This window comes from Streptomyces acidiscabies (assembly GCF_020010905.1).
In the GTDB taxonomy this organism is placed as follows: domain Bacteria; phylum Actinomycetota; class Actinomycetes; order Streptomycetales; family Streptomycetaceae; genus Streptomyces; species Streptomyces acidiscabies.
Genome location: NZ_JAGJBY010000002.1, coordinates 1,609,975 through 1,636,936, shown reverse-complemented (window position 1 = coordinate 1,636,936; position 26,962 = coordinate 1,609,975). Strand labels below are relative to the sequence as shown.

23 protein-coding genes are annotated in these 26,962 nt (G+C 69.6%); 11 read left to right on the top strand and 12 right to left on the bottom strand.

The genetic code is table 11. The features are described from left to right. The first annotated feature begins 8 nt into the window (after positions 1-8). From J8M50_RS34280 to J8M50_RS34270, 3 genes are all read left to right on the top strand, one after another. A complete protein-coding gene (locus J8M50_RS34280) occupies positions 9-593 on the top strand; it encodes a DUF742 domain-containing protein (protein ID WP_029183993.1) in 585 nt (194 codons plus the stop codon). Next, positions 574-1,155, top strand: coding sequence for a GTP-binding protein (locus J8M50_RS34275; protein WP_029183992.1), 582 nt, complete (start codon positions 574-576; stop codon positions 1,153-1,155). The genes J8M50_RS34280 and J8M50_RS34275 overlap by 20 nt, the downstream gene beginning before the upstream one ends. 92 nt (positions 1,156-1,247) lie before the next feature. Continuing rightward, positions 1,248-4,379, top strand: coding sequence for an NACHT domain-containing protein (locus J8M50_RS34270; RefSeq protein WP_010354686.1), 3,132 nt, complete (start codon positions 1,248-1,250; stop codon positions 4,377-4,379). 46 nt (positions 4,380-4,425) lie between these two features. Here the strand turns inward: J8M50_RS34270 and J8M50_RS34265 are convergent, their stop codons facing one another. Next, complete coding sequence (locus J8M50_RS34265; protein WP_010354685.1) at positions 4,426-4,617, bottom strand: acyl-CoA carboxylase subunit epsilon; 192 nt, start codon at positions 4,615-4,617, stop codon at positions 4,426-4,428. Between the two features lie 35 nt (positions 4,618-4,652). Continuing rightward, the gene (locus J8M50_RS34260) at positions 4,653-6,236 is read right to left on the bottom strand and encodes an acyl-CoA carboxylase subunit beta (protein ID WP_010354684.1); all 1,584 of its coding nucleotides are present in this window, start codon (positions 6,234-6,236) and stop codon (positions 4,653-4,655) included. A gap of 275 nt (positions 6,237-6,511) precedes the next feature. Here J8M50_RS34260 and J8M50_RS34255 point away from each other — a divergent pair, with 275 nt between their 5' ends. Further along, positions 6,512-7,111, top strand: a complete 600-nt coding sequence (locus J8M50_RS34255) for a YceI family protein (protein WP_029183991.1) — start codon at positions 6,512-6,514, stop codon at positions 7,109-7,111. Positions 7,112-7,246: 135 nt separating this feature from the next. Beyond that, positions 7,247-8,305 carry a Hint domain-containing protein gene (locus J8M50_RS34250; protein WP_010354682.1) on the top strand — a complete coding sequence of 353 codons (1,059 nt, stop codon included), beginning with the start codon at positions 7,247-7,249 and terminating at the stop codon, positions 8,303-8,305. A 24-nt stretch (positions 8,306-8,329) separates the two neighbouring features. Here J8M50_RS34250 and J8M50_RS34245 read toward each other — a convergent pair whose 3' ends face one another. Next, the gene (locus tag J8M50_RS34245) at positions 8,330-9,535 is read right to left on the bottom strand and encodes a GNAT family N-acetyltransferase (RefSeq protein ID WP_010354681.1); all 1,206 of its coding nucleotides are present in this window, start codon (positions 9,533-9,535) and stop codon (positions 8,330-8,332) included. A gap of 95 nt (positions 9,536-9,630) precedes the next feature. Between J8M50_RS34245 and J8M50_RS34240 the strand changes: the two genes are divergently transcribed. The 4 genes from J8M50_RS34240 (at position 9,631) to J8M50_RS34225 (ending at position 14,277) form a co-directional block, all read left to right on the top strand. After that, the gene (locus J8M50_RS34240; RefSeq protein ID WP_010354680.1) at positions 9,631-10,560 is read left to right on the top strand and encodes an NB-ARC domain-containing protein; all 930 of its coding nucleotides are present in this window, start codon (positions 9,631-9,633) and stop codon (positions 10,558-10,560) included. 73 nt (positions 10,561-10,633) lie between these two features. Beyond that, entirely contained in the window at positions 10,634-11,830 is a 1,197-nt protein-coding gene (locus J8M50_RS34235) for an ISAs1 family transposase (RefSeq protein ID WP_079187963.1), read from the top strand. Between the two features lie 182 nt (positions 11,831-12,012). Further along, positions 12,013-13,263, top strand: a complete 1,251-nt coding sequence (locus tag J8M50_RS34230) for a tetratricopeptide repeat protein (RefSeq protein WP_107116109.1) — start codon at positions 12,013-12,015, stop codon at positions 13,261-13,263. A gap of 225 nt (positions 13,264-13,488) precedes the next feature. After that, positions 13,489-14,277 carry a S1 family peptidase gene (locus J8M50_RS34225; protein ID WP_029184267.1) on the top strand — a complete coding sequence of 263 codons (789 nt, stop codon included), beginning with the start codon at positions 13,489-13,491 and terminating at the stop codon, positions 14,275-14,277. An 85-nt stretch (positions 14,278-14,362) separates the two neighbouring features. On the opposite strand, the gene J8M50_RS34220 is transcribed toward J8M50_RS34225, so the two are convergent. From J8M50_RS34220 to J8M50_RS34190, 8 genes are all read right to left on the bottom strand, one after another. Continuing rightward, positions 14,363-15,691 carry a hypothetical protein gene (locus tag J8M50_RS34220; RefSeq protein WP_010356920.1) on the bottom strand — a complete coding sequence of 443 codons (1,329 nt, stop codon included), beginning with the start codon at positions 15,689-15,691 and terminating at the stop codon, positions 14,363-14,365. Between the two features lie 278 nt (positions 15,692-15,969). Continuing rightward, entirely contained in the window at positions 15,970-17,571 is a 1,602-nt protein-coding gene (gene cimA, locus J8M50_RS34215) for a citramalate synthase (RefSeq protein WP_010356919.1), read from the bottom strand. A 331-nt stretch (positions 17,572-17,902) separates the two neighbouring features. Beyond that, a complete protein-coding gene (locus tag J8M50_RS34210) occupies positions 17,903-18,994 on the bottom strand; it encodes a branched-chain amino acid aminotransferase (protein WP_010356918.1) in 1,092 nt (363 codons plus the stop codon). 216 nt (positions 18,995-19,210) lie between these two features. After that, complete coding sequence (locus J8M50_RS34205; RefSeq protein ID WP_010356916.1) at positions 19,211-20,254, bottom strand: 3-isopropylmalate dehydrogenase; 1,044 nt, start codon at positions 20,252-20,254, stop codon at positions 19,211-19,213. A gap of 90 nt (positions 20,255-20,344) precedes the next feature. After that, positions 20,345-20,476 carry a hypothetical protein gene (locus J8M50_RS49380; RefSeq protein ID WP_010356915.1) on the bottom strand — a complete coding sequence of 44 codons (132 nt, stop codon included), beginning with the start codon at positions 20,474-20,476 and terminating at the stop codon, positions 20,345-20,347. 222 nt (positions 20,477-20,698) lie between these two features. Then, complete coding sequence (locus tag J8M50_RS34200; protein ID WP_141655620.1) at positions 20,699-21,322, bottom strand: HAD family hydrolase; 624 nt, start codon at positions 21,320-21,322, stop codon at positions 20,699-20,701. A gap of 102 nt (positions 21,323-21,424) precedes the next feature. Further along, a complete protein-coding gene (gene pruA / locus J8M50_RS34195) occupies positions 21,425-23,056 on the bottom strand; it encodes an L-glutamate gamma-semialdehyde dehydrogenase (protein ID WP_010356913.1) in 1,632 nt (543 codons plus the stop codon). Positions 23,057-23,076: 20 nt separating this feature from the next. Continuing rightward, positions 23,077-24,003: a proline dehydrogenase family protein gene (locus J8M50_RS34190; RefSeq protein ID WP_010356912.1), complete on the bottom strand. Its 927-nt coding sequence runs from the start codon at positions 24,001-24,003 to the stop codon at positions 23,077-23,079. A 106-nt stretch (positions 24,004-24,109) separates the two neighbouring features. Between J8M50_RS34190 and J8M50_RS34185 the strand changes: the two genes are divergently transcribed. Next, a complete protein-coding gene (locus J8M50_RS34185) occupies positions 24,110-25,477 on the top strand; it encodes a PucR family transcriptional regulator (RefSeq protein WP_223786370.1) in 1,368 nt (455 codons plus the stop codon). A 22-nt stretch (positions 25,478-25,499) separates the two neighbouring features. Here the strand turns inward: J8M50_RS34185 and J8M50_RS34180 are convergent, their stop codons facing one another. Continuing rightward, positions 25,500-25,880, bottom strand: a complete 381-nt coding sequence (locus J8M50_RS34180; RefSeq protein WP_010356910.1) for a winged helix-turn-helix transcriptional regulator — start codon at positions 25,878-25,880, stop codon at positions 25,500-25,502. A gap of 104 nt (positions 25,881-25,984) precedes the next feature. Here J8M50_RS34180 and J8M50_RS34175 point away from each other — a divergent pair, with 104 nt between their 5' ends. Next, the gene (locus tag J8M50_RS34175) at positions 25,985-26,914 is read left to right on the top strand and encodes an NADP-dependent oxidoreductase (protein ID WP_010356909.1); all 930 of its coding nucleotides are present in this window, start codon (positions 25,985-25,987) and stop codon (positions 26,912-26,914) included. Positions 26,915-26,962 lie beyond the last annotated feature (48 nt).

Genomic DNA, 26,962 nt, shown 5'->3' with positions numbered 1-26,962 from the left:
GAGAGAAAGTGGCAACACCCCCAGGCGGTTCCCATCCGGGCGATTGGTCGTACGGCCCTGGCCACGGCGAGAACGCACCGAACCCGAACCGCTACAACTTCCCCTCCGCACCCAGCCAGCCACGGCAGCCGTACGCCCCGCAGGGACCCGGCCCGTCCCCGTACGACCAGCAGCCGCCGGCCGCGCCGCGCATCCAGCCGGTGCAGCCGCCGCAGCGCCGCTCGCCCGAGCCGTCGCCCGCCGGCTCCACGCACAACCCCCTGGTACGTCCGTACGCCATGACCGGCGGCCGGACGCGCCCGCGCTACCAGCTCGCCATCGAGGCGCTGGTGCACACCACCGCACAGCCGCACCAGATGCAGGGGCAACTGCCCGAGCATCAGCGGATCTGCAACCTGTGCCGTGAGATCAAGTCGGTGGCCGAGATCTCGGCGTTGCTGACCATCCCTCTCGGCGTGGCCAGGATTCTCGTCGCCGACTTGGCGGAGGCGGGCCTGGTCGCCATTCATCAGCCCGGCGGCGACGAGAACGCCGGAGGCCAGCCAGACGTGACTTTGCTCGAAAGGGTGCTCAGTGGACTTCGCAAGCTCTAGCGGAGGGCCTTCCCGCTCCACCACGTCCGCGAAGATCGTGGTGGCGGGCGGCTTCGGCGTGGGCAAGACCACGTTCGTTGGTGCTGTCTCGGAGATCAATCCGCTGCGTACCGAGGCCGTGATGACGTCCGCTTCCGCGGGCATCGACGACCTCACCCACACGGGGGACAAGACGACGACGACCGTCGCCATGGACTTCGGTCGTATCACGCTGGACCAGGACCTGATCCTGTACCTCTTCGGTACGCCCGGCCAGGACCGGTTCTGGTTCATGTGGGACGACCTGGTGCGGGGGGCGATCGGCGCGATCGTCCTCGTCGACACGCGCCGTCTCGCCGACTGCTTCCCGGCGGTGGACTACTTCGAGAACAGTGGCCTGCCGTTCGTGATCGCGCTCAACGGCTTCGACGGGAACCAGCCGTACTCCCCCGACGAGGTGCGCGAGGCGCTCCAGATCGGGCCGGACACGCCGATCATCACGACCGACGCTCGGCATCGGGCCGATGCGAAGTCGGCGCTGATCACGCTGGTCGAGCACGCTCTGATGGCCCGCCTGCGGTAGGCGCCGACGCTTCGAGGGGCCCTTTCCGTTCCGACGAAAAGGGCCCCTTCGTCGTAGCCCCGCTGGCACACTCGGGCCGAGGGGGTACGGGGATGAGTGTCGAAGTGGCCGCCGTGCGGCTCGGGCAGACCGTCGCGACGAGCGCGGTACGGCTGTGGCTCGGCGGGCGCCGTTCCGAGCAGGAACGCCGGGCCGGGATGGGCGAGTTGATCCGGCTCCGGGTGTCCGGGCTGCGGGCCTCACGGAGTGTGGAGCGGCAGTTCGAGGAGATCGCGGACGCGGTCGCGGCCCGCGTGGAGCCGTTGCTGGCCCACGAGTTCGCGGGGCTCGCGGAGAACGAACGCCTCGCTGCGGTGGGGGCCGTGACGGACGCCTTCACCCGGGCCGACCTCTCCGACGCGTCGGTGTTCGAGTCCGACGCGGACCCGGTGGAGCTGGAACGCCGCATCCGGCGTTCGGTACCGCGCCCGGCCGGACTGGGCGAGGCCGCCGAGCGCTACTACGACACGCTGTTCGCCGAGTGCTGCGACTGCTACGTACGGATCCTGCGGCGGCTGCCGGTGTTCACCGAGCGCGCGGTGAGTGAACTCCTCTCCCGTACGACGTCGCTGGGGGCCGAACTGGCGCGCGTGCTGGAGCGGTTGCCGGTGCGGTCGCTGTACGCGCCGGAGGGGTCGGACGCGGACGCGGGGTTCCTGCGGGAGTACCTGGGGCTGGTGAGCCGGTCGCTGGACGAGGTGGAGCTGTTCCAGGTGACCTCGCGGCAGCCGCCGCGTACGAAGCTTTCGGTGGCGTACGTCAGCCTGCGCGCCTCCGGGGACGACGGCGCGCGGCCCCGGCCGCTCCCCCGGTATGGGCTGCGGGACTGGCAGGAGTCCGAGAGCACCGGAATGCGGGTGGAGACCGCCCTCGCCGGGTCCTCCCGGGTGTTGCTGCGCGGTGAGGCGGGGTCCGGGAAGACGACGCTGATGCAGTGGCTGGCGGTGATGGCGGCGCGGGGCGGGTTCACCGGCTCCCTCGACGGCTGGAACGGGCTGGTGCCTGTCCTGGTGAAGCTGCGCCGCTACGCGGGCCGGCCGTTGCCCGTGCCCGAAGCGCTGCTGGACGGGGTCGCCGGTCCCCTCACCGGGCACATTCCCAAGGGGTGGGTGGACCGTGCGCTGCGGGACGGGCGGGTGCTGCTCCTCGTCGACGGGGTGGACGAACTCCTCGCCGACGAACGCCGGGCCGTGCGCGAGTGGCTGCGCGGGCTACTGCTCGCCTATCCCGACGTGCGGGCCATCGTCACGTCACGGCCGTCCGCCGCCCGCACGGACTGGCTGCGCGCGGAGGGGTTCGTCTCCCTCCAGCTCGACCGGATGGCGCCGGCCGACCTCACGGCGTTCGTGCGGCAGTGGCATCGGGCTGTGCGGGAGCAGGGGGACGAGTTGCCGTGTCCGGTGGAGGAACTGGCTTCGTACGAACGGGCGTTGCTGGCAAGTCTGCGGGACCGGCCGCATCTTCGGTCTCTCGCCGCGAACCCTTTGCTCGCCGCGCTGATCTGTGCGCTGCACCTGGTCAAGGGGGACCAACTTCCCCGTAACCGGATGGAGTTGTACGCCATCGCGCTGGAGACGCTCGTCCAGCGGCGGGACGCGGACCGGCGAGTGCCGAGCGCTCTCGCCTCGCCGCTGGGGTTGCCGGACAAGCTGTGTGTGCTGCGGAATCTGGCCTGGCGGCTGTCCGACAACAACCGTACGGAGATCGGGGTGGAGCAGGCGGGTCGGTACGTGTCCTCCCGGCTGGCCTCTATGCGGCATCTGGACGGGGAGTCGGGGGGTGCCGTGCTGGATCAACTGGTCGCGCGGTCCGGGGTGTTGCGGTCTCCTGTCGAGGGGCGGGTGGACTTCCTGCATCGGACGTTTCAGGAGTACCTGGCGGCTCAGGATGCGGCCGATGAGGACAATATGGGCAACTTGGTGGGGCGTGCGCATCTAGACCTCTGGCGCGAGACGATCGTAATGGCGGCCGGGCACGGAAACCTGGCTCAGCGGCGGGAGTTGATCGCCGGAATCCTCGACCGCGCGGACTTGGAGCCTCGGCATCGGCGGCGGCTTCGGCTGCTGGCGGCGTCCTGTCTGGAGACGATGAGTACGGTGCCGGAGGAGGTGGCGGGGAGGCTGGATGCGGCGGTGGGGGCGTTGTTGCCGCCTCGGCGGGAGTCGGAGGCGGTGTCGTTGGCGGGGGTGGGGGTGGGGTTGGTGGCTCATTTGCCGGAGACGTTGGAGGGGTTGACGTCGGCGGCTGCTCGGCAGACGGTTCGGGCTGCGGCGTTGGTGGGGGGCGCGGGGGCGTTGGAGAAGTTGGCGGGGTACGCCGACACTGACGCCCACGGAGATCTGGTCGATGTCTGGGAGTACTTCGACCCGGACGAGTACGCGGATCAAGTACTCACGCGGCTACGTCTGGACAGACGCCTGCTGAAACTTCAGCACCCGGCGCAGTGGCCGACGTTGACACGGCTTCCGCAAGCCCAGCACATCTGGATCCAGTACGACTTCACAGAGGGCCTGCAAGCCACCCTGGGCCTTCCCACGCTCAAAAGCCTCTGGATCAGTTCCTTGAAGGGGGACAACGACCTCTCTCCCCTTCGGGACCGCACGGAACTCACTCATCTGCTTCTCTGGTGCAACAACAGACCTCTGGTCGACGTGGAACCACTGCGCGGACTGACCGGCCTGACCATCCTTCAGCTGGAGGAATGGCACTCACTCCCTGCCCTGGAGGACATTCCGCTACCCGAGGGGCTGCTTCGTCTGGGACTCGGCAAAATCGATCGGGACACCCACCTCGGTCTCCTGACCGAGCGGAGCCAGTTGGAGTATCTCTCGCTTGAAGGAGCGGGTGTCCCACGTGGGTTGGACAGCCTCGCAGACTTGTCCAAGCTGACGCATCTGCACCTACAGCGCTTCGACCTCGAACACTGGCTGCCTGCCCTCGCCACGAGCCCGACGCTCACAACACTCCAGCTCTTCCACTGCCGACTGCCCACCGATCTCTCACTCATCGGTGCGCTACCTCAGCTACGCCAGCTCTCCTTGACCGCCTCCCGAACACCCGGCGACACACCCCTCGCCCTGCACACTCTGGCCCGAAGTCCCGGACAACCTCGCCTGGTTGTCACCGTCGACCGATGGACGCCTCGCCCCACCGATATCCCCGGTGTCCAGGTCAGATATCGCTGACAGCCCCGTCCTCCCAACAGGGAAGACGAGGCCGTCGAAGCTCAACTCACCGCCAGCTGTGCGGTGCCCTGAAGCCGTTCTCTCGCTCCAAGCGGCGCCAGCCTGCCCTCACTCGGCCCCGGTGGGACGGGGTCTCGGTGGGGCGGGAGGCTGCGCGGGCCAGCAGGATCGCCGTGATCGCCGCGACCTCTTCCGGCTCGGCGTTGCCCTTTTCGACGCGGATGTCTGGGGGGTTCATAAGAATGAGTCTCCGTGAGAGAGGTTTCCGCAGGGTTACTGCGGGGGGTTGCCGTGTTTGCGGGACGGCAGGTCGGCGTGCTTGGAGTGGAGCATCTGGAGCGACTTGATCAGGACCTCGCGAGTTTCCGCGGGGTCGATGACGTCGTCGACCAGGCCGCGCTCCGCCGCGTAGTACGGGTGCATCAGCTCGGCCTTGTACTCCTTGACCATGCGAGCGCGCATCGCCTCGGGGTCCTCGGCGCTGGCGATCTGACGGCGGAAGATGACGTTGGCCGCACCCTCCGCGCCCATGACGGCGATCTCGTTGGTGGGCCAGGCGTACGTCAGGTCCGCGCCGATGGACTGGCTGTCCATGACGATGTAGGCACCGCCGTACGCCTTGCGCAGGATGAGGGAGATCCGGGGGACCGTGGCGTTGCAGTACGCGTACAGCAGCTTCGCGCCGTGGCGGATGATGCCGCCGTGTTCCTGGTCGACGCCGGGAAGGAACCCGGGGACGTCCAGGAGAGTGACGATCGGGATATTGAAAGCGTCACACATCTGCACGAACCGCGCAGCTTTTTCGGACGCCTCGATGTCGAGGACACCGGCGAGGGTCTGCGGCTGGTTGGCGACGATGCCGACGACCTGGCCGCCGAGGCGGGCGAGGGCGCAGATGATGTTGCGGGCCCACCGCTCGTGGACCTCGACGTAGTCGCCGTCGTCGACGATCTCCTCGATGACCTTGGTCATGTCGTACGGCCGGTTGCCGTCGGCGGGGACGAGGTCGAGGAGGACGTCGCTGCGGCGGTCGGCCGGGTCCGTGGACTCGGTGTGCGGCGGGTTCTCGCGGTTGTTCTGCGGGAGCAGCGACAGGAGGTAGCGGACCTCCGCGATGCAGGTCTCCTCGTCGTCGTACGCGAAGTGGCAGACGCCGGAGGTCTCCGCGTGGACGTCGGCGCCGCCGAGGCCGTTCTGGGTGATCTCCTCGCCGGTGACCGCCTTGACGACGTCGGGGCCGGTGATGAACATCTGCGAGGTCTCGCGGACCATGAAGACGAAGTCGGTGAGCGCCGGGGAGTAGGCCGCGCCGCCCGCGCAGGGGCCGAGCATCACGCTGATCTGCGGGATGACGCCGGACGCCTTGGTGTTGCGCTGGAAGATGCCGCCGTACCCGGCGAGGGCGGAGACGCCCTCCTGGATGCGGGCGCCGGCGCCGTCGTTCAGGGAGACGAGGGGCGCGCCGGCCGCGATGGCCATGTCCATGATCTTGTGGATCTTCGTGGCGTGGGCCTCGCCCAGCGCGCCGCCGAAGATGCGGAAGTCGTGGGCGTACACGAAGACCGTACGGCCCTCGACAGTGCCCCAACCGGTGATGACGCCATCGGTGTAGGGCTTCTTGGCCTCCAGGCCGAAGCCGACCGCGCGGTGGCGGCGGAGCTGCTCGACCTCCTGGAAGGAACCGGGGTCGAGGAGCAGCTCGATGCGCTCGCGGGCGGTCAGCTTGCCCTTGGCGTGCTGCGCCTCGGTCGCCTTCTCGCTCGGACCGGCGATCGCGCTCGAACGGATCTCGTGCAGCTCGGCCACGCGGCCTCGCGCGTCGGCGGGGCCGTCCGTCGCTTCTTCCAAAACGGTCATGTAGCGACCATACGAAGCGGTCCAAGGATTACGAGACGTCGACTCCGTACAGTCTCCGGCCCGTTTTCCTGGTACCCCTGAACAGAAGCCGAGGCGGGTGCACGTCTTCCGACTGCTCAAGGGGGTCGCGCATTGTGGGGGCCCTACAAGGAACGGCGCGAGACTCACATCACATACCAAGGGAACACGTTCAACCCTATAGCCCCTCTGGAGGCGATCTTCGGCGACGGAGAGTAGCTTTCTCAGCACGGTAAGGAAGTTGAATGGAGGACATGATGGGGATCTTCGGCCGCAAGAGCGACGACAGCTCCGAGGCACCGGCGGTGAGCGCCGACCTCGCCGCCCTCACCGGCGACTACACCGTCGACCCGGCCCACTCGACGCTCGGCTTCACCGCGCGGCACGCGATGGTGACGAACGTGAAGGGCAAGTTCGACGAGTTCAGCGGTGAGCTGCACCTGGACGGCTCGGACCCGTCCGCGTCCACGGCGTCCCTCGACATCGTGATGAGCAGCATCGACACCGGTTCCGCGGACCGCGACGGGCACCTGAAGAGCGCGGACTTCTTCAAGACGGACGAGTTCCCGACGATGACGTTCCGCTCGACGAAGGCGGAGTCGCTCGGCGGGGACGACTACCGCATCACCGGCGATCTCACGATCCTCGGCACGACGAAGCCGATCGCCATCGACCTGGAGTTCAACGGCGCCGCGAAGGACCCGTTCGGCAACGAGCGCGTCGGGTTCGAGGGCAGGGCGGAGCTGCTGCGCTCGGAGTGGGGCATCACCTGGAACGCGGCGCTGGAGACCGGCGGCGTACTGGTGTCCGACAAGATCAAGCTCACCTTCGACATCTCGGCGATCAAGAAGAGCTGAGAGCCGGTCACTTCGGCGGCCCGCCGGGGCAGTTTCTGTCGATTACCGACAATCGGCACAAAGAAGGACTCTTAGGGCGCGTTCCGGGTATCACCCAGGCTCGGACACACGGTCCCGGGAGGCACTTTGAGCACGATGTCAGGTCCGCAGAACTACCCCGGCGCGGACCGCGGTCACTGGTACCAGACGAAGTACGGCGGCGACCGGATGGAGGTCAACGTCGTCGTGCTCCATACGACGGAGGGCCGCAACCTCCCCGACTACAAGGGGGGCGCCGCCGCCCCCAACCTCACCGCGCTCCCCGACCTCGCCGCGCAGAAGCTCCGCTGGTACCAGCACTTCCAGATCGACGTCTCCTCCCGCGCCCTGGTCAACTCCCCCGGCGGGGTGCAGACGAACACGCTGAACGTGTGCCAGGTGGAGCTGATCGGCACCTGCGACCCCGACATCCACAGCAAGTGGAAGGCGAACAACACCCCGCACGTCTACTGGCCGCAGGCCCCGGAGTGGGCGTTGCGCGAGGTCGCCCGCTTCCTCGCCTGGATGCACAACCACCACGGCGTCCCCCTCAAGGGCCCCTCGCTGTGGCCCTCGTACCCCGCCTCCGCCGGCAACAGGTCGGGCCAGCGCATGAGTTACGACCGCTGGAACGGCTTCCGGGGTGTCTGCGGCCACATGCACGTACCCGAGAACTGCGTGCACCCCGACACCCCGGTCCTGCGCGCCGACCTCACGTGGCAGCGCGCCGGCGACCTTCAAGTGGGCGACGGGATCGTGTCGTTCGACGAGGACGGGAGCGAGCGCCGCTACCGGACAGGCACGGTCACCCGCAACGAGCCCGGTGTGAAGGGGAGTTGCCGGATCACCACGGCCGACGGCGAGATCACCGCGTCGTACGACCATCCCTGGCTGGTCCACGAGAACGGCGCCCTCTCGTGGGTCCCCAGCAAGGAACTCGACCCGTTCCGCCACCGCATCCTCCGGGTGCGCGCCGAGGCCGGGTGGGAGGGGAGCGTCGTGGGCGGCGACGGTACGGCCGTACTCGGTGTCGAGTACGTGGGTGAGCAGCCCATCGCGTCGCTGTCGACCAGTACGCGGACGTACGTCGCCGACGGGCTGCTCTGTCACAACACCCATGGCGATCCCGGGTCGATCGACTTCGAGAAGCTGATCGAGTTCGCCAAGGGGGGCTAGGACAAGGGGAGTTAGAAGGGGGGGTTAGAACCAGTGCAGGCAGTGCGGGGGGCGTTCGGCGCGGAACAGGGCGTCGGCTCGTGAGGCCGCGTCCGGGTGGTGGGCGTGGATGCGGCCCGCCCTTGCCAGCGTCGTCGGCGTGGTGCCGCCCAGGTAGATCGAGCCCAAGTCGCTGACGTCCAGGGAGAGATCGGGCTCCCGGTCGGTGCGTACGCACTCCGCCTTGCCGTCGGTGACGGTCAGCAGATAGCGGCCGTGCTCCCCTTCTCCTAGGAACCGGTCCTCGACGTCGAGGACCAACTCGCCGTCCGTGAACCAGCTCCGGGCGGCCAGGGCGCGCGGGATGTCCAGGAGGCGGACCCACAACCAGTCCATGTGGCCGCCGAGTTCGGGGCCCCGGAGGTCCACGAACTGCCAGCGCAGGGGGTGTTCCGGCGGGAACTGCTTGAACACGGTCTTCTCGGTGAGGTCGTGTTCGAGTACGTACCTGGCGAGCGCCGTGAAGACCGCGTCGTCCCCGGCGATCGTCTCGTCGACGGTCAGCGTGGAGCCGTCCTTCGAGTAGCTCGCGTACCCGTCCGGGACGCCGTTCGCGTCGCGGTGTACGGCGATGTAGCGGTGGGCCGGGGCGATCGGGGGCTGGCCCGCGCGCTTCTCCCACCAGCGGTGGGGGCGGGAGAGGGCGCCGGGCTGGGTGCGGCGGTAGGTGTCGTAGACCTGTTCCATGATCTCCACGGCGGCCTCGCGGTGCAGGACCTCGACCGTGCCGGGGGTCTCCGGCGTCTCTATGAGGGCCGCCCTGTGGTGCGGGACCGTGAGGCGCTGGGTGTACGTCGCCGGGCCGTAGCCGAACCGGCGGTAGATCAGCGCCTCCGAGGCGAGGAGGACGGCCAGGGACTCGCCCTGGGCACGGAAGTCGTTGAGCTGGTGGCGCATCATCGCCGTGAGGGCGCCCCTGCGGCGGTGCGTGGGGAGGACACCGACCGCTGTGACACCGGGGGCGGAGATCAACTGCTCGCCGGGGAGGGTGAGTTCGAAGGTGTACGAGCCTGCCGTGCCGACCGGCGTGCCGTCCTCGGTCTCCGCGAGCAGGTTGCGGTCCATCTCCGCCGCCGCCCACCAGACTCCCCCGCCGTCCTCCGCCGGGGTGTCGGGGGTCAGGCCGAACGCGGTGAGCAGGGTGGTGACGAAGAGGTCGCGGTCCTCGTCCGTGGTGGGGCGGATGTGCATGGGATGCGGCGCCTTCCCGGAGGGTTTGTGGTGTCGCGTCACTGTGCCGTGCCGGGGGGCGGCGGGGTCAAGCGAATTAGGGGCACTATGAGGGCATGAACGGGGATCACATCGACTTTCGGGGCGGGACTTTCTACGGGCCTGTGTACGGGAAGGTCGAGGGGGGTGGTGCGTCGGCGGGGGCGGTGTCGATGCTGCCGGGCGCGCCTGCGGGGTTCACCGGGCGGGAGGCTGAAGTCGCCGCTGTGCTGGGGGCGTTGGAGGTCGAGCGGGTCGTCTCCGTGTCCGGGTTGGCGGGGGTGGGGAAGACCGCGCTGGCTGTCGCCGTGGCGCATGTGGCCCGGGAGCGGGGGATGTTTCCCGGGGGTGTGCTGTTCGTCGATCTGCGGGGGGACGGCGAGGTTCCGGTGAGTGCGGAGCAGGCTGTGTCGTCGTTGTTGTGGGCGATGGGGGTGCGGGAAGGGGAGGTCGGTCGGTATCGGAGCGAACTGGCTTCCCGGGAAGCGATGTTGGTGGTTCTCGACAATGCGGGTGGGGGTGAGCAGGTGGTGCCGTTGCTGCCCGGGGAGGGGGTTGGGCATCGGGTGTTGGTGACGTCCCGGGATGTGCTGGGGTCGTTTCCTGTGCGGTCTGTCGAGGTGGAGGCGTTGTCGGGGGATACGGGACGGGAGTTGATCGAGCGGGCGTTGCCTGGTGATCCTCGACTTGGGGACGGGGTACGGGAGTTGGTGGAGGTGTGTGGGGGGTTGCCGTTGGCGTTGGTGATTGTCGCTGCGTTGTTGCGGAGGCGGCGGGGGTTGGGGGTGCGGGAGTTGGTGGCTGAGTTGGAGGGGGATCGGGTGGGGTTGTTGGCGGCTGATGGGGTGGATCAGTACGGGAAGTCGCTGGTGTTGCGGCCGGTTCTTGATGCGATGTATCGGAGGTTGGGGGAGGAAACCAGGGCTCCGTCAAGTTCCGTGATTGCGTGGAGGGTTGGCGATCAGGCCGGTAGGGGCGGACAGCAGAGCAGGCACGGGGGTTCGTGATCATTGTGGTGTCGAAGCCAGATGATCACGAGGACGTCCCGTGCCTGCTGTTGCATCTTCCCCTATCCCTGCCGTGCTGGAGAAGCTGGGTCCGCTGGATGCGGACCGGATCGCTGACCTGCGTCCCTACCTCGAATCGGTTCCGGATCCGCGCTCGCGCCGGGGCCGGTGGTACTCGCTGACGGCGATCTTGCTGGTGTGTGCCTGCGCGGCCGTCTGCGGAGCGAAGAGCATCGACGAGCTCGCCGAGTTCGGCGAGCGGGCCACGAACTCGCTGCTGGCATCCCTCGGGGTACGCCGTCACCTGCTCGGCTGGCGGCGCAGCCCCAGGCCGGTCACTCTCGGACGCGTTCTTTCGGCACTTGACGGCGACGCCCTGGACCAGGCTGTGGGCGCCTACCTGGCCGACCGGCACCGCATCACCGCGTCCGCGGAAGTGCCCGAGGCCCGATCGCGGCAGGTCATCGCCGTGGACGGCAAGGCCCTCAGGGGCTCAGCCCGCCTGGCCGCGCCGCGCCGTCACCTGCTCTCGGCGGTCACCCACGACCGCGTCGCCACGATTGCCCAGGTCGAGGTCGGTGCGAAGACCAACGAAGTGCGCCACTTCAAGCCCCTGCTGGCGCCACTCGACCTCGCCGGCACCGTCGTCACCTTCGATGCCCTCCACTCAGTGAAGGCCAACATCACCTGGCTGGCCGAGACGAAGAAGGCCCACTACATCGCCGTCATCAAGACCAACCAGCCCACTGCCTACGCCCAGCTCGCCGCTCTGCCCTGGACGTCGATCAAGGTCCAGCACACCACCTCCGCCACCGCCCACGGCCGCCGCGAGTCCCGCTCGATCAAGACCTGCGCCATCGCCGACAACCTCGGCGGCATCGCTTTCCCCCACGCTCACCTCGCCATCCGGGTCCACCGCCGCCGCAAGCCCACCGGTCGGCCCGAAACCCGCGAGAACGTCTACGCGGTCACCAGCCTCGCCGCCCACCAAACCCGCCCCGCCGACCTCGCCACCGCCATTCGCGGGCACTGGGGAATCGAAAATTCCTCCCACTACATCCGAGACGTCACGTTCGCCGAGGACGCCTCGACCATTCACGCCGGCACCACGCCCCGCGCCATGGCCACCATCCGCAACCTCGCCATCGGCACCCTGAAGATCCTCGGAGCCGACAACATCGCCAAGACCACCCGCGCCATCCGCCACGAACCCGAACGAGCACTCGCCATCCTGGGCATCACCAACACCCCGGACACTCACGGAACTTGATCGAGCCCTGGGAGGAAACGGCTCGGGTTTTTCGGGGGTTGGGGGTGGCGCCGGGGAAGTACTTCGATTCCGTTTCGGGGCAGATGATGGGTGGGGTGGGGGCTGGGGAGTGGCGGGTGGCTGCGGATGAGTTGGTGGCTGCGTCACTGATTAGTGCATTGCCGGGTGGTAGGGGGTGGCAGATGCATGACCTTGTGCGGGCGTATGCGGGGGCTCTGGTTACGGAGGAGGAGGCGGGGCGGGCTCGGATGCAGCTTCAGGTTATGTATTGCGTCCGGCTGGCGGTGGCCTACGAGGTGATCACGAAGCCGGATCAGCCGCAGAAGCTGTTCGCTGGCGGGCCCGAGGAGGCGCTGAGCTGGTTCGAGACCGAGCGGCTCGGGATGCTGAACGCTGTGCGGTGGTGCGGGCCCGAGGATCGTCAGATGGCCGTACTCTCGCTGCAGACAGCTCTCGCGCTCGTCCCTCACCTGCGCAACCGGCACGCCTTCGACGACATGCTCGACGTGGCGACGATCGCCCGCGACACTGCTCGCCGCCTCGACGCCGGTCACGGCGAGACGGTCGCGCTCAGCGCCCTCAGCGCTGCGCTGATCCACCTGCGCAGGTTCGAGGAGGGGCTCGACTCATGCCGGGAGAGACTGGAGCTGTGCGACCAGGTCGGCGACCTGGAAGGGCGGTACTACGCGTGGAGCGGCATCGCGACGGCGCTGCAGCGGCTCGGGCGGCTCGACGAAGCGCTCGACGCGCGCGAGCAGGCGCTGGCGAACGCCCTCGCGCTGGACGACCCGCCGTGCGCCGCCCTCGCGCGGGCTCAGCTCGCCGCGACCCTCGGTGACTGCGGGCGGCTCGCAGAGGCGTGCGAGACACTCTCCTTGGCCGTCGCCGAGTTCGAAGAGCTGGGTATGCGGCACCAGTTGGCGGAGCCGCTGTACAACCTGGCCGAGTATCTGCGGCGTTCGGGGCAGTTCGACCAGGCGTTGCCTCATGCCGTCCGCTCCCTGCGGGTCAGCGGTGAGTTCAACGACTGGCGTGGCCAGGCGGGTTCGTGGGGGCTCATCGGGCTGATCCTCCGGGAGTCGGGGCGACGCGTCGAGGCGGTCCAGGCATTCACCCGGTCCCTTGAGTGGAGCAGGCTGCTCGGCGACGAACACCAGGCGGGCGTCGCCTGGTTGGGACTCAGTGCCTCCCTGACCAACCTCAAGCGGTACCACGAGGCCATCGACGCCGCCCGCTTCGCGATCGAGCTCGGCACGAAGTTCGAGGAGTGGGGCTTCGTCGGTGACGCCAGCTACAACCTCGGCTTCTCCCTGCGCAAAGTGCGGCGCAAGGGCGAGGCCCGGCTCGCGTTCCGTGCAGCCGTCGACGCCTACGAGCGGTGCGGCCTGTCCGAACGGGCCGCCGAAGTACGGAAGTTGGCGGGCGGTTCATGACCCCCACCGACACCCTCTGGCCGGAATCACTCCCCCACCCGGCCTGAACCCACCCCTTGCACAACCCTTTACCGCCTTCTCATAATCCTCCGAAGATCCTGACTCGCCCATGACGAACCGTTGAACTCCCCATGGCATCTCAATTTGGCATGGGCACGTCAGAATCGGTACCCGTTGCAGGTCCGTCCAGCTCCGTTACCCCCCTCACGGAAGGCAACAACAACGGTGAAGAAGCTCCTCACGCTCGCGAAGAGATGTATGGCCGCCGCAGCCGTCACCCTCGCGGTCGTCAGCCTCCAGCCCCTCTCCACGGCCACCGCCGCCCCCGCGCCGGTCGTCGGTGGAACCCGTGCCGCGCAGGGCGAGTTCCCGTTCATGGTCCGCCTCTCCATGGGCTGCGGCGGCGCCCTGTACACGTCCCAGATCGTGCTGACCGCCGCGCACTGCGTGAACGGCACCGGCGCGAACACGAGCATCACGGCGACCGCGGGTGTCGTGGACCTCCAGTCCACCACCGGCCGCCAGCAGGTCCGTTCGACGTACGTCTACCGCGCGCCCGGCTACAACGGCACCGGCAAGGACTGGGCGCTGATCAAGCTCGCGTCCCCGATCACCGGCCTCGCGACGCTGCCGATCGCCACCAACACGACCTTCAACACGGGCACGTTCACCGTCGCCGGGTGGGGTGCGGCCGTCGAGGGCGGTGCGCAGCAGCGCTACATGCTGAAGGCCACCGTGCCGTTCATCTCCGACGCGACCTGCCGCGCGTACGGCGGTCTCTACAGCGGCCTCGTCCCGGGTGACGAGATCTGCGCCGGGTACGCCTCGGGCGGTGTCGACACCTGCCAGGGCGACTCCGGTGGCCCCATGTTCCGCCGCGACGCCAACAACGCCTGGATCCAGGTCGGCATCGTCAGCTGGGGCGACGGCTGCGCCCAGCCGAACGCGCCCGGCGTCTACAGCGAGGTCTCGACCTTCGCCTCCGCGATCGCGGCAGCGGCCCGGACGCTCTGACGTCCGCCCCGCCATCGTCGTACGGACCCGGTGCCGCAACTCGGCGCCGGGTCCGTCCCGTTGAGGCCGACGCCGGAAACCGCCGTCAGCCGCCGAAGTCCCCTCCCCCGCCGCCGAAGTCGCCGCCGCCGTCCCCGAACCCGCCCCCGAAGTCACCGGGGTTGAAGTCCGCGCCGGACAAGTCGCCGCCCTCGTACCCCTGTTGGCCCGGGCCGCCGAAGTCCGACGCGTACGACGGGGTCGTCATCAGGCTGCCCAGCATCGTGCCGACCAGCAGGCCCGGGAGCAGGCCGCCGCCGAAGTAGCCGCCCGCCCAGGGGCCGTACGCCGGGCCCGCCTCCCAGTACGGGCGGCGGCCGTAGTCGCTGTCCACCTCGCGGATCACCGGGTCGCGGCCGTCCGCCAGGCGGGTTCGGTCGGCCGCGCAGACCGGGACCTCGCGAGGGCTGCCGCCCCGTGGAGTCCAGGTCGCGTCGGCGACGGACGGGCCGTGGCGGGGGTCGAAGAAGCACGGCGGGCGGCGTTCCGGGAGGGGGCGGCCCTCCCTGCGGGCGGCGAGCTGTGCCAGCGAGAAGCGGCCGTCCTCCAGGGCCTGGGTGACGCCCCGGACGTCGTCCGGTCGCGTCGCCGCCGCCATCGCCGACTTCGCCGTGTCGTACGCGTCCAGCGCGCGTTCGTAGTCGGCGCGCATCGCGTCGTCCGCGCCCTGCTCCGCCGGGTGGAAGTCGAGGCGGTCGAGTTCCTCGCCGAAGGCCGTGATGTCCTCGTCCACGACGACGCGCAGGCGGTCCAGGGCGGCTCGCTGCTCCTCCGCCTTGCGGCGCCTGGTGCGGCGTACGAGGACGTACGCGCCCGCGCCGGCCGCCGCGAGGACGCCGCCCGCCGTGACCAGCGCGGTCGTCGAGACGCCGTTGTCCTTCGAGGAACCCCAGGTCGCGGGGGCCTTGCCGGTCATGTTCGTGAGGGCGCGGGTCGTGAAGTCGGTGAGCTGGGTGCCGGTCGTGGTCGTCGCGCGCACGCTCTGTACGAGGTTGGCGACCGCCGTTCCCGGCAGGACCCGGGAGTCCGCCTTGGCGTCGAACCTCGTGCCCAGGCGGATCGCGTACAGACCCGTGATCCCGGTGGCCGTGCGGAGGTTCTGGAACAGGGACGCGGTCGGGTAGTCGGCCGGGAGCACCGCGATGAACAGGGGCTTGTCCGCGTTCTCGATCCGGTCCGCCAGGGCGCGTTCGTCCTGGTCGGAGAGCTGGTCGCGGGCCGCCGGGTCCACGTACACCGGGCTCTGTCTGAGGGCCGTCGCGATCGTCGTCAGGCTCGTGGCCGTCGTCGCCGTGCGGGCGGGCGGGGCGGTCGCCGGGAGGATGATCAGCACCGCCAGGGCCAGCCCCAGCAGGATGGCGCCTTTGACCTTCATACGACCGACGCTACGGCGTGTTCCCTGGGCCGGCATTTCGGTAGGTCGACGGGGTGGGAGCGGTGTCGTCCGCTGCGGGATTCCGGCGGCCCGGCGGGGGTGTGCCGGGTGTGTCCACGGGGTGGCGGGGGTGGTGCCGTGGTCGTAGCTCGTGGGGGTTACGCCGGGTGGTGGGGGTGGAGCTGTAGCTCCTGAGAGTTACGCCGGATAGCGCGGGGTGTGCCGTAGTCCCTGAGAGTTACGCCGGATGGCGAAGGGTGTGCCGTAGCTCCTGGGAGTTACTCCGCCGGGGGGACCGCCGCGCGCAGGAGGCCGTATGTGTACGCGTCCTCCAGGGCCTGCCAGGACGCGGCGATGACGTTCTCCGCCACGCCTACCGTCTGCCATTCGCCGGTGCCGTCCGTCGTGGAGATGAGGACGCGGGTTGTCGACTGGGTGCCGTGGACGCCCTCCAGGATGCGGACCTTGTAGTCGACCAGGTCCAGCTTGGCGAGCTGGGGGTAGATCTTCTCCAGGGCTACCCGCAGGGCTCGGTCCAGGGCGTTGACCGGGCCGTTCCCCTCCGCCGTGGCGACGATGCGTTCGCCCTTGGCCCAGAGTTTGACCGTCGCCTCGTTCGCGTGGCTGCCGTCGGGGCGGTCCTCGACGATCGCGCGCCAGGACTCGACCTCGAAGTAGCGCAGCGGGCTGCCCTTGACCTCGGCGCGCAGGAGGAGTTCGAAGCTGGCGTCGGCCGCTTCGTACGTGTAGCCCTGGAGTTCGCGTTCCTTGACGCGGGCCACCACCCGGCCGACCACCTCGCGGTCGCCGCCCAGGTCGACGCCGAGTTCCTTGCCCTTCAGCTCCACCGAGGCGCGGCCCGCCATGTCCGAGACCAGCATGCGCATGCTGTTGCCGACCAGCGCCGGGTCCGTGTGCTGGTACAGGTCCGGGTCGACCTTGATCGCGGACGCGTGCAGGCCCGCCTTGTGCGCGAACGCGGAGACGCCGACGTACGGCTGGTGCGTGGACGGGGTGAGGTTGACGACCTCGGCGATCGCGTGGGAGATGCGGGTCATCTCGCGGAGCTTGCCCTCGGGGAGGACCTGCTTGCCGTACTTCAGTTCCAGGGCGGCGACGACCGGGAACAGGTTCGCGTTGCCCACGCGCTCGCCGTAGCCGTTCGCCGTGCACTGGACGTGGGTCGCTCCCGCGTCCACCGCCGCGAGGGTGTTGGCGACCGCGCAGCCCGTGTCGTCCTGGGCGTGGATGCCGAGGCGGGCGCCGGTGTCCGCGAGGACCGTCGTGACGACGGCCTGGATCTGGGCGGGGAGCATGCCGCCGTTGGTGTCGCAGAGGATGACGACGTCGGCGCCGGCGTCGCTCGCGGCGCGGACCACCGACTTCGCGTACTCCGGGTTCGCTCGGTAGCCGTCGAAGAAGTGTTCGCAGTCCACGAAGACTCGGCGGCCCTGGGCCTTGAGGTGGGACACCGTGTCCCGCACCATCTCCAGGTTCTCGTCCAGGGTCGTGCGCAGGGCGAGTTCCACGTGGCGGTCGTGGGACTTCGCGACCAGGGTGATCACCGGGGCGCCGGAGTCCAGGAGGGCCTTGACCTGGGGGTCCTCGGACGCCTTCGCGTTGGCTCGGCGGGTTGCACCGAAGGCGACCAGTTGCGCGTGCTGGAACGTGATCTCCTGTTGCGCCCTGGCGAAGAACTCCGTGTCCCTCGGGTTCGCGCCCGGCCAGCCGCCCTCGATGAAGCCGACGCCGAAGTCGTCCAGGTGGCGGGCGATGGCCAGCTTGTCAGCGACGGTGAGGTTGATGCCCTCGCGTTGGGCGCCGTCTCGGAGGGTGGTGTCGAAGACGTGGAACGAGTCGTCGGTGTCGGTGTCGGTCATGGGGCGGGGGCTCCTCGGTGCGGGTCGCGTGCTTCCTGGAAAACGAAAAGACCCCTCGCGGGTGCGAGAGGTCTGCGCGGGTCGCTGTGCGGCTTGCTCAGCTAGGACCGGCGCTTCTGTTGCTAATAATCGTGGGGTACGAGAGCACAGGGCAGTTTTACACGGGTTGGGGGTGGGGTCAGGGGGTGTCTCAATATGCGGGCGGGGTTGGGGGCGCAGGCTCGTCTGCCTGGTCAGGATTCGTGGGCGGGTGCGGGTGCGTTGTGGCTTGTCGCGCAGTTCCCCGCGCCCCTAAAAGACAAAACAGACCAGTCCCCGCCCACTTGCAACGTCACTCTGCGATCTTGTGCATCCAGCCGTGCTTGTCCTGCGTCGTTCCCCTCTGGATGTTCAGCAGGGCCTCTCGCAGCTTCAGCGTCACCTCGCCCGGTTCGCCGCCGGACTGCTGCCACTCCTTGCCCTGCCTCTTCACCGTGCCGACCGGCGTGATGACCGCCGCTGTGCCGCAGGCGAAGACCTCCGTGAGGGTGCCGTTCTCCGTGTCCTGCTGCCATTGGTCGATGGAGATACGGGATTCCTCGGACTCGTAGCCGAGGTCCTGGGCGACCTGGAGGAGGGAGTCGCGGGTGACGCCCTCCAGGATCGAGCCCGTGAGCGTGGGGGTGACGATCTTGTCGCCGTAGACGAAGTACAGGTTCATGCCGCCCAGTTCCTCGACCCACTTGTGCTCGACCGCGTCGAGGTAGCAGACCTGCTCGCAGCCCTTGGCCGCCGCCTCGGCCTGGGCGAGGAGGGACGCCGCGTAGTTGCCGCCGGTCTTCGCGTCGCCCATGCCGCCGGGGACGGCGCGGACGCGGTCCTCGGAGAGCCAGATGGAGACGGGCCTGACGCCGCCGGGGAAGTACGCGCCGGCCGGGGAGGCGATGACGAGGAACAGGTATTCGTTGGCCGGCTTGACGCCGAGGCCGACCTCCGTGGCGATCATGAAGGGGCGCAGGTAGAGGGATTCCTCGCCGCCGTGCGCCGGGACCCAGCCCTCGTCCTGGCGGACCAGCGCGTCGCACGCCTCGATGAACGTCTCGACCGGCAGCTCGGGCATACCGAGGCGGTGCGCGGACGCCTGGAACCGCTTCGCGTTCTTCTCCGGCCGGAAGATCGCGACGGAGCCGTCGGGCTGGCGGTACGCCTTGAGGCCCTCGAAGATCTCCTGCGCGTAGTGCAGGACCGTCGTCGCCGGGTCCATGGAGAGCGGGCCGTACGGGACCAACTGGCCGTCGTGCCAGCCGCGCCCCTCGGTCCAGCGGATCGTCACCATGTGGTCGGTGAAGTGGCGGCCGAAGCCGGGGTTCTTCAGGATGGCCTCGCGGTCGGCGGTGGCCAAGGGACTGGCGGACGGCTTGAGCTCGATCGTGGGCGTCGTCATGAGTGGTTGTCCTTCACCGGTTGTAGTGACGGCCGCGCACACCGTCGTACAGCACTCCCGTATTCCGCGGCTCCGTGTCCGATTATCGCGCGGACGCCGACGGCACGGGAGGAACGGGGGTGTTTGCGGCCTGAGGTAATGGTTTCACCCGGCGGAGGAATGGCGAAAGCCGCCGGGCGCGAGGTGTGCGACCCGACGGCTTCGGAAAGCGCGGGCCTATCCGGCTACGCGTACGGCGAGGGCGTCGCCGATCTCGGTGGTGGACCGGGACGGCAGCGAGGCGCGCTCCGTGAGGTCGGCCGTGACCGCCTCCTCGACGCGGACCGCCTCCGCCTCGTAGCCGAGGTGGCGCAGCAGGAGCGCGACGGAGAGCACCGTGGCCGTGGGGTCGGCCTTGCCCTGGCCCGCGATGTCGGGGGCCGAGCCGTGGACGGGCTCGAACATCGACGGGAAGTCGCCCGAGGGGTTGATGTTCCCGGAGGCGGCGACCCCGATGCCGCCGGAGACGGCTGCCGCGAGGTCGGTGATGATGTCGCCGAAGAGGTTGTCGGTGACGATGACGTCGAAGCGGGCGGGGTCGGTGACGAGGTAGATCGTCGCCGCGTCGACGTGGATGTAGTCGGTGGTGACCTCGGGGAACTCGGTGGCCACCTGGTTGAAGACGTTCGTCCACAGGTGCCCGGCGAAGGTCAGCACGTTGTTCTTGTGGACCAGCGTGAGCTTCTTGCGGGGCCGGGCCTGCGCGCGGGCGAACGCGTCACGGACGACGCGCTCGACGCCGTACGCCGTGTTGACGGAGACCTCGGTGGCGACCTCGTGGGGCGTGCCCTTGCGGATCGTGCCGCCGTTGCCCGTGTACGGGCCTTCCGTGCCCTCGCGGACGACGACGAAGTCGATCTCCGGCTGGCCGGCGAGCGGGGTGGCGACGCCGGGGAGCAGCTTCGAGGGGCGCAGGTTGACGTGGTGGTCGAAGGCGAAGCGGAGCTTCAGCAGGAAGCCGCGCTCCAGGACGCCGGAGGGGACGCTCGGGTCACCGATCGCGCCCAGCAGGATGGCGTCGTGGTTCTTGAGGGAGTCGAGGTCGGCGTCGGTGAGGGTCTCACCGGTCGCGTGGTAGCGCTTCGCGCCGAAGTCGTACTCCGTCGTCTCCAGCTTCACGTCCTCGGGGAGGACGGCGGAGAGGATCTTGAGGCCTTCGGCCACGACTTCCTGGCCGATGCCGTCACCGGGGATCACTGCGAGATCGATGCTGCGAGACATGGCGGCAGCCTAGCCCCGGGTCCCAGGGGGTGACACGGGGCGTCCGCGATACGGACACCCCGTGTCGACCAGGATGCGGCTCCCGGTGACTCAGTGGCCGGTCTCTCCGCCGTTGTCCCGGCGGTCGAGGGCGCGCTGGAGCGCGGCTGCGGCGTTCTTGCGGTCGTTCTCGCTGGTACGCGATACGTGGCGGACTCGGCGGCGGACGGTCGTCTCGGCCATGGGTGATCGGCTCCTTCTTCACCAGGGGAAGTGTTGACGAGACGCCGGTCGGGCGGGGAGCGTCGAGCCGCAGGGGTGGCTGCGTCAGGGCCCGGCTCGCATCCGCCTTCGCTTGGTCGAGCGAGACGTTCGGCTCCTACAAAGTTACGGGTCCGGAGCGCTGTTGTCTGCACAGTTACTCGGACTTCCTACTATCTGAGACGGCACGCCCCTGACCTGCGGTTACGCGGTTCCCCTGATGGTGTCCAGCAAGTCTGCGGGGATCACGCCGGACGAGGCCGAGAACGAGTACGTCAGGGTGCGGAACCCTGCGGATCCGGCGCGGGCGACATTGCGGGGGCGGTCCTCTATGACCAGGGTCGTCGCCGGGTCGACCTGGGTCGCCGCCCGCTCGAACAGGCCCTCTCCCGGCGTGCCTTTGGAGACTCCCTCGCGGCAGGACAGGAACACGAGGTCGGGGTCGATCCACTTGTCGAGGCGGAGGCGGCCGGACTGTTTCGCGTACCAGAACGTCGTGTTGTTGGAGACGATGCCGACGCGGTGGCCCGGGGCCGCGGTGGACAGCATGGTCTCGGCCGAGGGGTTCACGACGAGCAGTTCCTCCTCCAACTCCCTTATGAGGAACGGGGAGACCGGCTGGCCGAGGCGGCGGGAGAGGGCCTTCCAGTAGTCCTGCTCGGAGGTCTCGCTCAGGCTGAAGCGGTGCCACAACTTGCGGCCCGTCTCGGTGACTTTGGCGCGGTCGAGGCCCAAGCGGTCCGCGAGGCCGGTGCGTTCGGTGAGCAGGAGGGTCTCCCACGGGTCGCGGAAGAGGACGTCGCCGAGGTCGAAGAGGACTGTGGACACCGGCTCCGGGCTCATCTCGTGTGCCTTCCCGCAGAGTTGGTCCACCACGCGTGCCGTCGGGGCCCGGGGTGCGTGACGGTAGCACGCACCCCGGGTCGATTGTCATCCCATGTGCGGATACGTGTAGTCCGTCGGCGCGACCAGCGTCTCCTTGATGGCCCTGGTCAGGGTCCAGCGCATGAGGTTCTGGGGGGCGCCGGCCTTGTCGTCGGTGCCGGAGGCGCGCCCCCCGCCGAAGGGCTGCTGGCCGACGACCGCGCCGGTGGACTTGTCGTTGATGTAGAAGTTCCCGGCGGCGTACCGGAGTTTGGCCATGGTGTGGGCCGCCGCGGCGCGGTCACCGGCGATGACGGAGCCGGTGAGCGCGTAGTCGGACACCGACTCCATCTGGTCGAGCATCGCGTCGTACGCGTCGTCCTCGTACACGTGCACCGCGAGGAACGGGCCGAAGTACTCGGTGCGGAACACCTCGTTGTCCGGGTCGGTGCACTCGACAACCGTCGGGCGGACGAACCAGCCCACCGAGTCGTCGTACGTGCCGCCCGCGACGATCGTGCACGCCGGGTCCGTCTTCGCGCGGTCGATCGCGGCCTTGTTCTTGGCGAAGGCCCGCTCGTCGATGACCGCGCCGATGAAGTGGGACAGGTCGGTGACGTCGCCCATGGTGATGCCGTCGACCTCGGCGGCGAACTCCTCGCGGAAACCGTCGTTCCAGATGGACGCCGGGATGTACGCGCGGGACGTCGCGCTGCACTTCTGGCCCTGGTACTCGAACGAGCCGCGTGTCAGCGCCGTCTTGAGGACCGCGCGGTCGGCGCTGGGGTGGGCGACGACGAAGTCCTTGCCGCCGGTCTCGCCGACGAGGCGCGGGTAGGCGCGGTACTTCTCGATGTTGGCGCCGACCGTCTTCCACAGGTACTGGAAGGTCTTGGTCGAGCCGGTGAAGTGGATGCCCGCCAAGTCGCGGTGCTCCAGGGCGACTTCGGAGACGGCGATGCCATCGCCGGTGACGAGGTTGATGACACCCTTGGGGAGACCGGCCTCCTCCAGCAACTGCATGAGCAGGACGGCCGCGTGGGTCTGCGTCGGGGACGGCTTCCACACGACGACGTTGCCCATCAGGGCGGGCGCGGTCGGCAAGTTCCCCGCGATCGCGGTGAAGTTGAAGGGGGTGATCGCGTAGACGAACCCTTCGAGGGGGCGGTGGTCGAGGCGGTTCCAGACGCCCGGGGAGTTCGCCGGGGGCTGCTCGGCGAGGATCTGGCGGGCGTAGTGGACGTTGAAGCGCCAGAAGTCGACCAGTTCGCAGGGCGTGTCGATCTCGGCCTGCTGGACCGTCTTCGACTGGCCGAGCATCGTCGACGCGGCGATCGTCTCCCGCCAGGGCCCGGCGAGGAGTTCGGCGGCACGCAGGATGATCGCGGCACGGTCGTCGAAGGCCATCGCCCGCCAGGCAGGGGCGGCGGCGAGGGCCGCGTCGATCGCATCGCGGGCGTCCTGCTGGGTGGCGTTTCGGTAAGTGCCCAGTACGGCACGGTGGTTGTGGGGCTGGACGACCTCGAAGGCGTCCCCGCCGCCGAGCCGCTTCTCGCCGCCGATCGTGCACGGCAGGTCGACCGGGTTCTCGGCCAGCTCCTTCAACTTGGCTTCCAGCCGGGCCCGTTCGGGAGAGCCGGGGGCGTAGCCGCGCACCGGCTCGTTGACGGGGGTGGGGACCTGGGTCACAGCGTCCATGGACAACTCCCTTGTAGATATCAGTGCTTGGTGAGCGTGGAGCGTGCGAAGAAGCGCAGGTTCGCCGGCTTCTCCGCCAGCCTGCGCATGAAGTAGCCGTACCAGTCCGTCCCGTACGCCGTGTACACCCGCATCCGGTGCCCCTCCGCCGCCAGCCGGAGGTGTTCGTCGCTGCGGATGCCGTACAGCATCTGGAACTCGTACTCGTCCGGCTTGCGGTGGGCGCGGTGGGCGAGTTCCTGGGCGATGGAGATCAGGCGGGGGTCGTGGGAGCCGACCATGGGGTAGCAGTCGCCGTCCATCAGGGTGCGCAGGATCCGGACGTACGCCTTGTCGATCTCGTGTTTCTGCTGGTAGGCGACCTCGGCGGGCTCCTTGTACGCGCCCTTCACCAGCCGGACCCGGCTGCCGCTCGCGGCGAGGCGGTGGGCGTCGGTCTCGGTGCGGAAGAGGTACGCCTGGATGACGCAGCCGGTCTTGGGGAAGTCGCGGCGCAGGTCGGTGTGGATCGCGAACATCGAGTCCAGGGTGGTGTGGTCCTCGGCGTCCAGCGTCACCGTCGTACCGATCGCGTCGGCGGCCTCGACGACCCGGCGGACGTTTCTGTAAGCGGTTTCATGGCCGTTGCCGAGCGCCTGGCCGAACATCGACAGCTTGACGGAGACCTCCGCCTTCTCTCCGAGCCCGAGTTCGCCGAGGCGCTCCAGGAGCTGGAGGTAGGCGTCGCGGGCGGCCGTCGCCTGCTCGGGCGTCGTGATGTCCTCGCCGACGACGTCGAGGGTGAGTTCGAGGCCCTTCGCGGTGAGGTCGGTGACGATCGGCACGACGTCGTCGACCGTCTCGCCGGGGATGAAGCGGTCGACGACCTGCCTGGTCACCGGGGCCGCCGAGATCAGGCGGCGCATCCGGTCGCTGCGCGAGGCGGCGAGTATCACGGGACCCAGCACGGGCACCTCCACAGACATAAAGCACCAAGTCACCGTGAACCTAGGGATCTCTCCGATCGTGGGCCATCGACAGGTGTCACGCATCCGTGGCGGGGATCTCAGACAGATGTATGAACGACGGCTCCCCGTGGCGCAGAATGGCCGGGTGACCCCGACCTACCAGGACCTCGTGGACGAGATCTCCGGCCTCCTCGGCGTCCCCGCGACCCTGGAGAGCCGGGACTTCGAGCTGATCGCGTTCGGCGTGTACGACAGCGAGGCCGAGCTGGACGCGTCCGCGCTCGACCCGGTCCGCGCGCGCTCGATCCTCACGCGGCGCTCGACGGCCACCGTGCGGGAGTGGTTCGAGGGGTTCGGCATCACCCGCGCGACCGGCCCCGTCCGCATCCCGCCGACCCCCGAGGCGGGGGTCTACCGGGGCCGGATCTGTCTCCCCGTACGCCATCGCGGCGTCGTCCTCGGCTACGTCTGGCTCCTCGACTCCGCCGCCCTCGACGACGCCCGGCTGGCGGCGGCCATGGAGGTGACGGCACGGATCGGGGTCCTGCTCGGGGACGAGGCGCAGCACGGGGCGGATCTGAGCCGGGAGCTGCGGGGGGTGCTGGAGGCGGACGCGGGGTGGCAGCGGGAGATGGCGGTGGCGGAGCTGCGGACGGGGTTGGGGGCGCGGGCGGAGGGGGCGCATGTGGTGGTGTGCGTGGCGCCGTGGGGGGCGGGGGAGGTGCCGTCGGTGCGGATGGTGCCGGGGGCGGTGGCGTTGTGCGGGGTGAAGTGGGGTGGTGGCGGGGGCAGGTGGGGTGGCGGGACGGGGTCGAGTGGCGGGGCACGGTCGGGTGGCGGGACGGGGCGGGGCGGTGAGGCGACGGGTGCCTCTGCGGGGGCGGGTCAGCACGGGGCGGGGTCGGCGCCGTACGGGACTGGGTCGGCTCAACGCGGGACAGGTTCAGCGTCGTACGGAGCGGGCCCGGCCCAGCGCGCGGCGGCGCCGTACGGAGATGCGCTCGCCGTTCTGCTGCGGCCCGTCCCCGGCGTCGATGTCGGTGCGCGGTTGCTGGAGCGGGCCGGGGGCGGGGCCGCCGCCGGGGTGTCCGGGTCGCGCGAGGGGCTGGAGGAGCTGGCGGTCTCGTGGGCGGAGGCGTCGGCCGCTGCGCGCGCCGCGCTCGCCGAGCCCCGGCTGGGGCCGGTCGCGCGGTGGGGCGAGATCGGCGCGTACCGGCTGCTGACGTCGCTGGGCTCCGCCGCCGACCCCGCCGTCACCCCCCTCCTCTCCCCCGCCCACCGCGAACTGGCGCGGACCGCCGAGGTGTACCTGGACTGCGCGGGGCAGGCGGGCCGCACGGCGGCGGCGCTCGGCATCCACCGGCAGACGCTGTACTACCGGCTGTCGCGGGTGGAGCAGCTGACAGGGCTGGATCTGGACGACGGAGAGGACCGGCTGTTGCTGCACATGGCGTTGAAGGGGGCGCGGCTCTGAGCGGTGGCGCCCGGCGGGTGTCTCAGTTGCTGTGAGCGGCCGGTTCGGGAGTGGCGTCGAGTGCGTCGAGCACCGCCTCGCCGTTCGCCCTCGCCCACTCGGTCAGCATGTGGATCGGCTCGATCAACGTCGCCCCGAGCGGGGTGAGTTCGTACTCGACGCGGGGCGGAGCCTCGGCGTAGGCGTGCCGGTGGACGAGTCCGTGTGCTTCGAGCCGTCGGAGCGTCTGGGTGAGCACTTTGCGGGAGATGCCGCCGATCAGCTCGATCAACTCGCCGTGGCGCACCGGGCCTTCGCTGAGGCCGTAGAGCACGACCGCCGTCCACTTGTCGGCGATCAGCTCGACCGCCAGACGCGCCGGACAGTCGGCGAGGAAGGAACCGCCGCAACCGAAACCGCTCATGGCGCCCAAGGTACCCGCGCTCTCAGGTACTTGGCGGTTCCTGTCGGAAACCTAGCCTGGGTTCTCCCCCCGAACTTCCAGCGCTTTCGAAGCACAGGAGAGTCATGCGAGTCATCACCCAGCAGACGCTCGGCGGTCCCGAGGTGCTCACCGTCGTGGACGCGCCCGAGCCCCGGCCCCTGCGAGCCGAGGTCCTCGTCCGGGTCAAGGCGATCGGGCTGAACCCGCTGGAGGCGCGTCTGCGCGCCAGCGAGTTCCCGCTGCTCGGCAGCCCGCCGTTCGTTCTCGGCTGGGACATCAGCGGCGTGGTCGAACAGGCGCCGGGGACCTGGCGGTTCAGGCCCGGTGACGAGGTGTTCGGGCTGCCGATGTTCCCGCAGGCCGCGCGCGCGTACGCCGAGGCCGTGTCGGCACCGGCGCTGCACCTGGCCCGCAAGCCGGCGTCGCTCTCGCACGTCGAGGCGGCGGCGCTGCCGGCCGTCGGGCTGACGGCGTGGCAGGGGCTCGTCGACCTCGCCGGGGTGGGCGAGGGCGACCGCGTCCTGGTCCACGGCGGTGGCGGCGGGGTCGGCCACGTGGCGATCCAGATCGCGAAAGCACGCGGCGCGTACGTGATCACGACGGCCGGCGGGAGCAAGCGGACGTTCGTCGAGGGGCTCGGCGCCGACGAGGTGATCGACTACACGGCGGTCGACTTCACCGAGAAGGTCCGCGACATCGACGTCGTGCTCGACACGATCGGCGGCGACACCGCCGCGCGGTCCCTCGGCGTGCTCCGCCCGGGGGGTCATCTGGTGACGGCGGTCACCGAGGAGGACCGGGAGCTCATCGCCGCGTACGAGGCGGCCGGCATGCGCTTCAGCGGCATCGCGGTCGGCCCGGATCTGCTCGCCCTGCGCGGACTCGTCGACCTCGTCGAACAGGGCAAGCTCCGGGTCCACGTGCAGGAGACGTTCCCGTTCGAGCGCGTCGCCGACGCGCACCGGCTGCTCGACGGTGGTCATCTGCGGGGCAAGGTCGTGCTCACGGTCTGATCATCCGGACGGCCTGATCATCCGGGCTCCCGGAGACGGCGAGAGGGC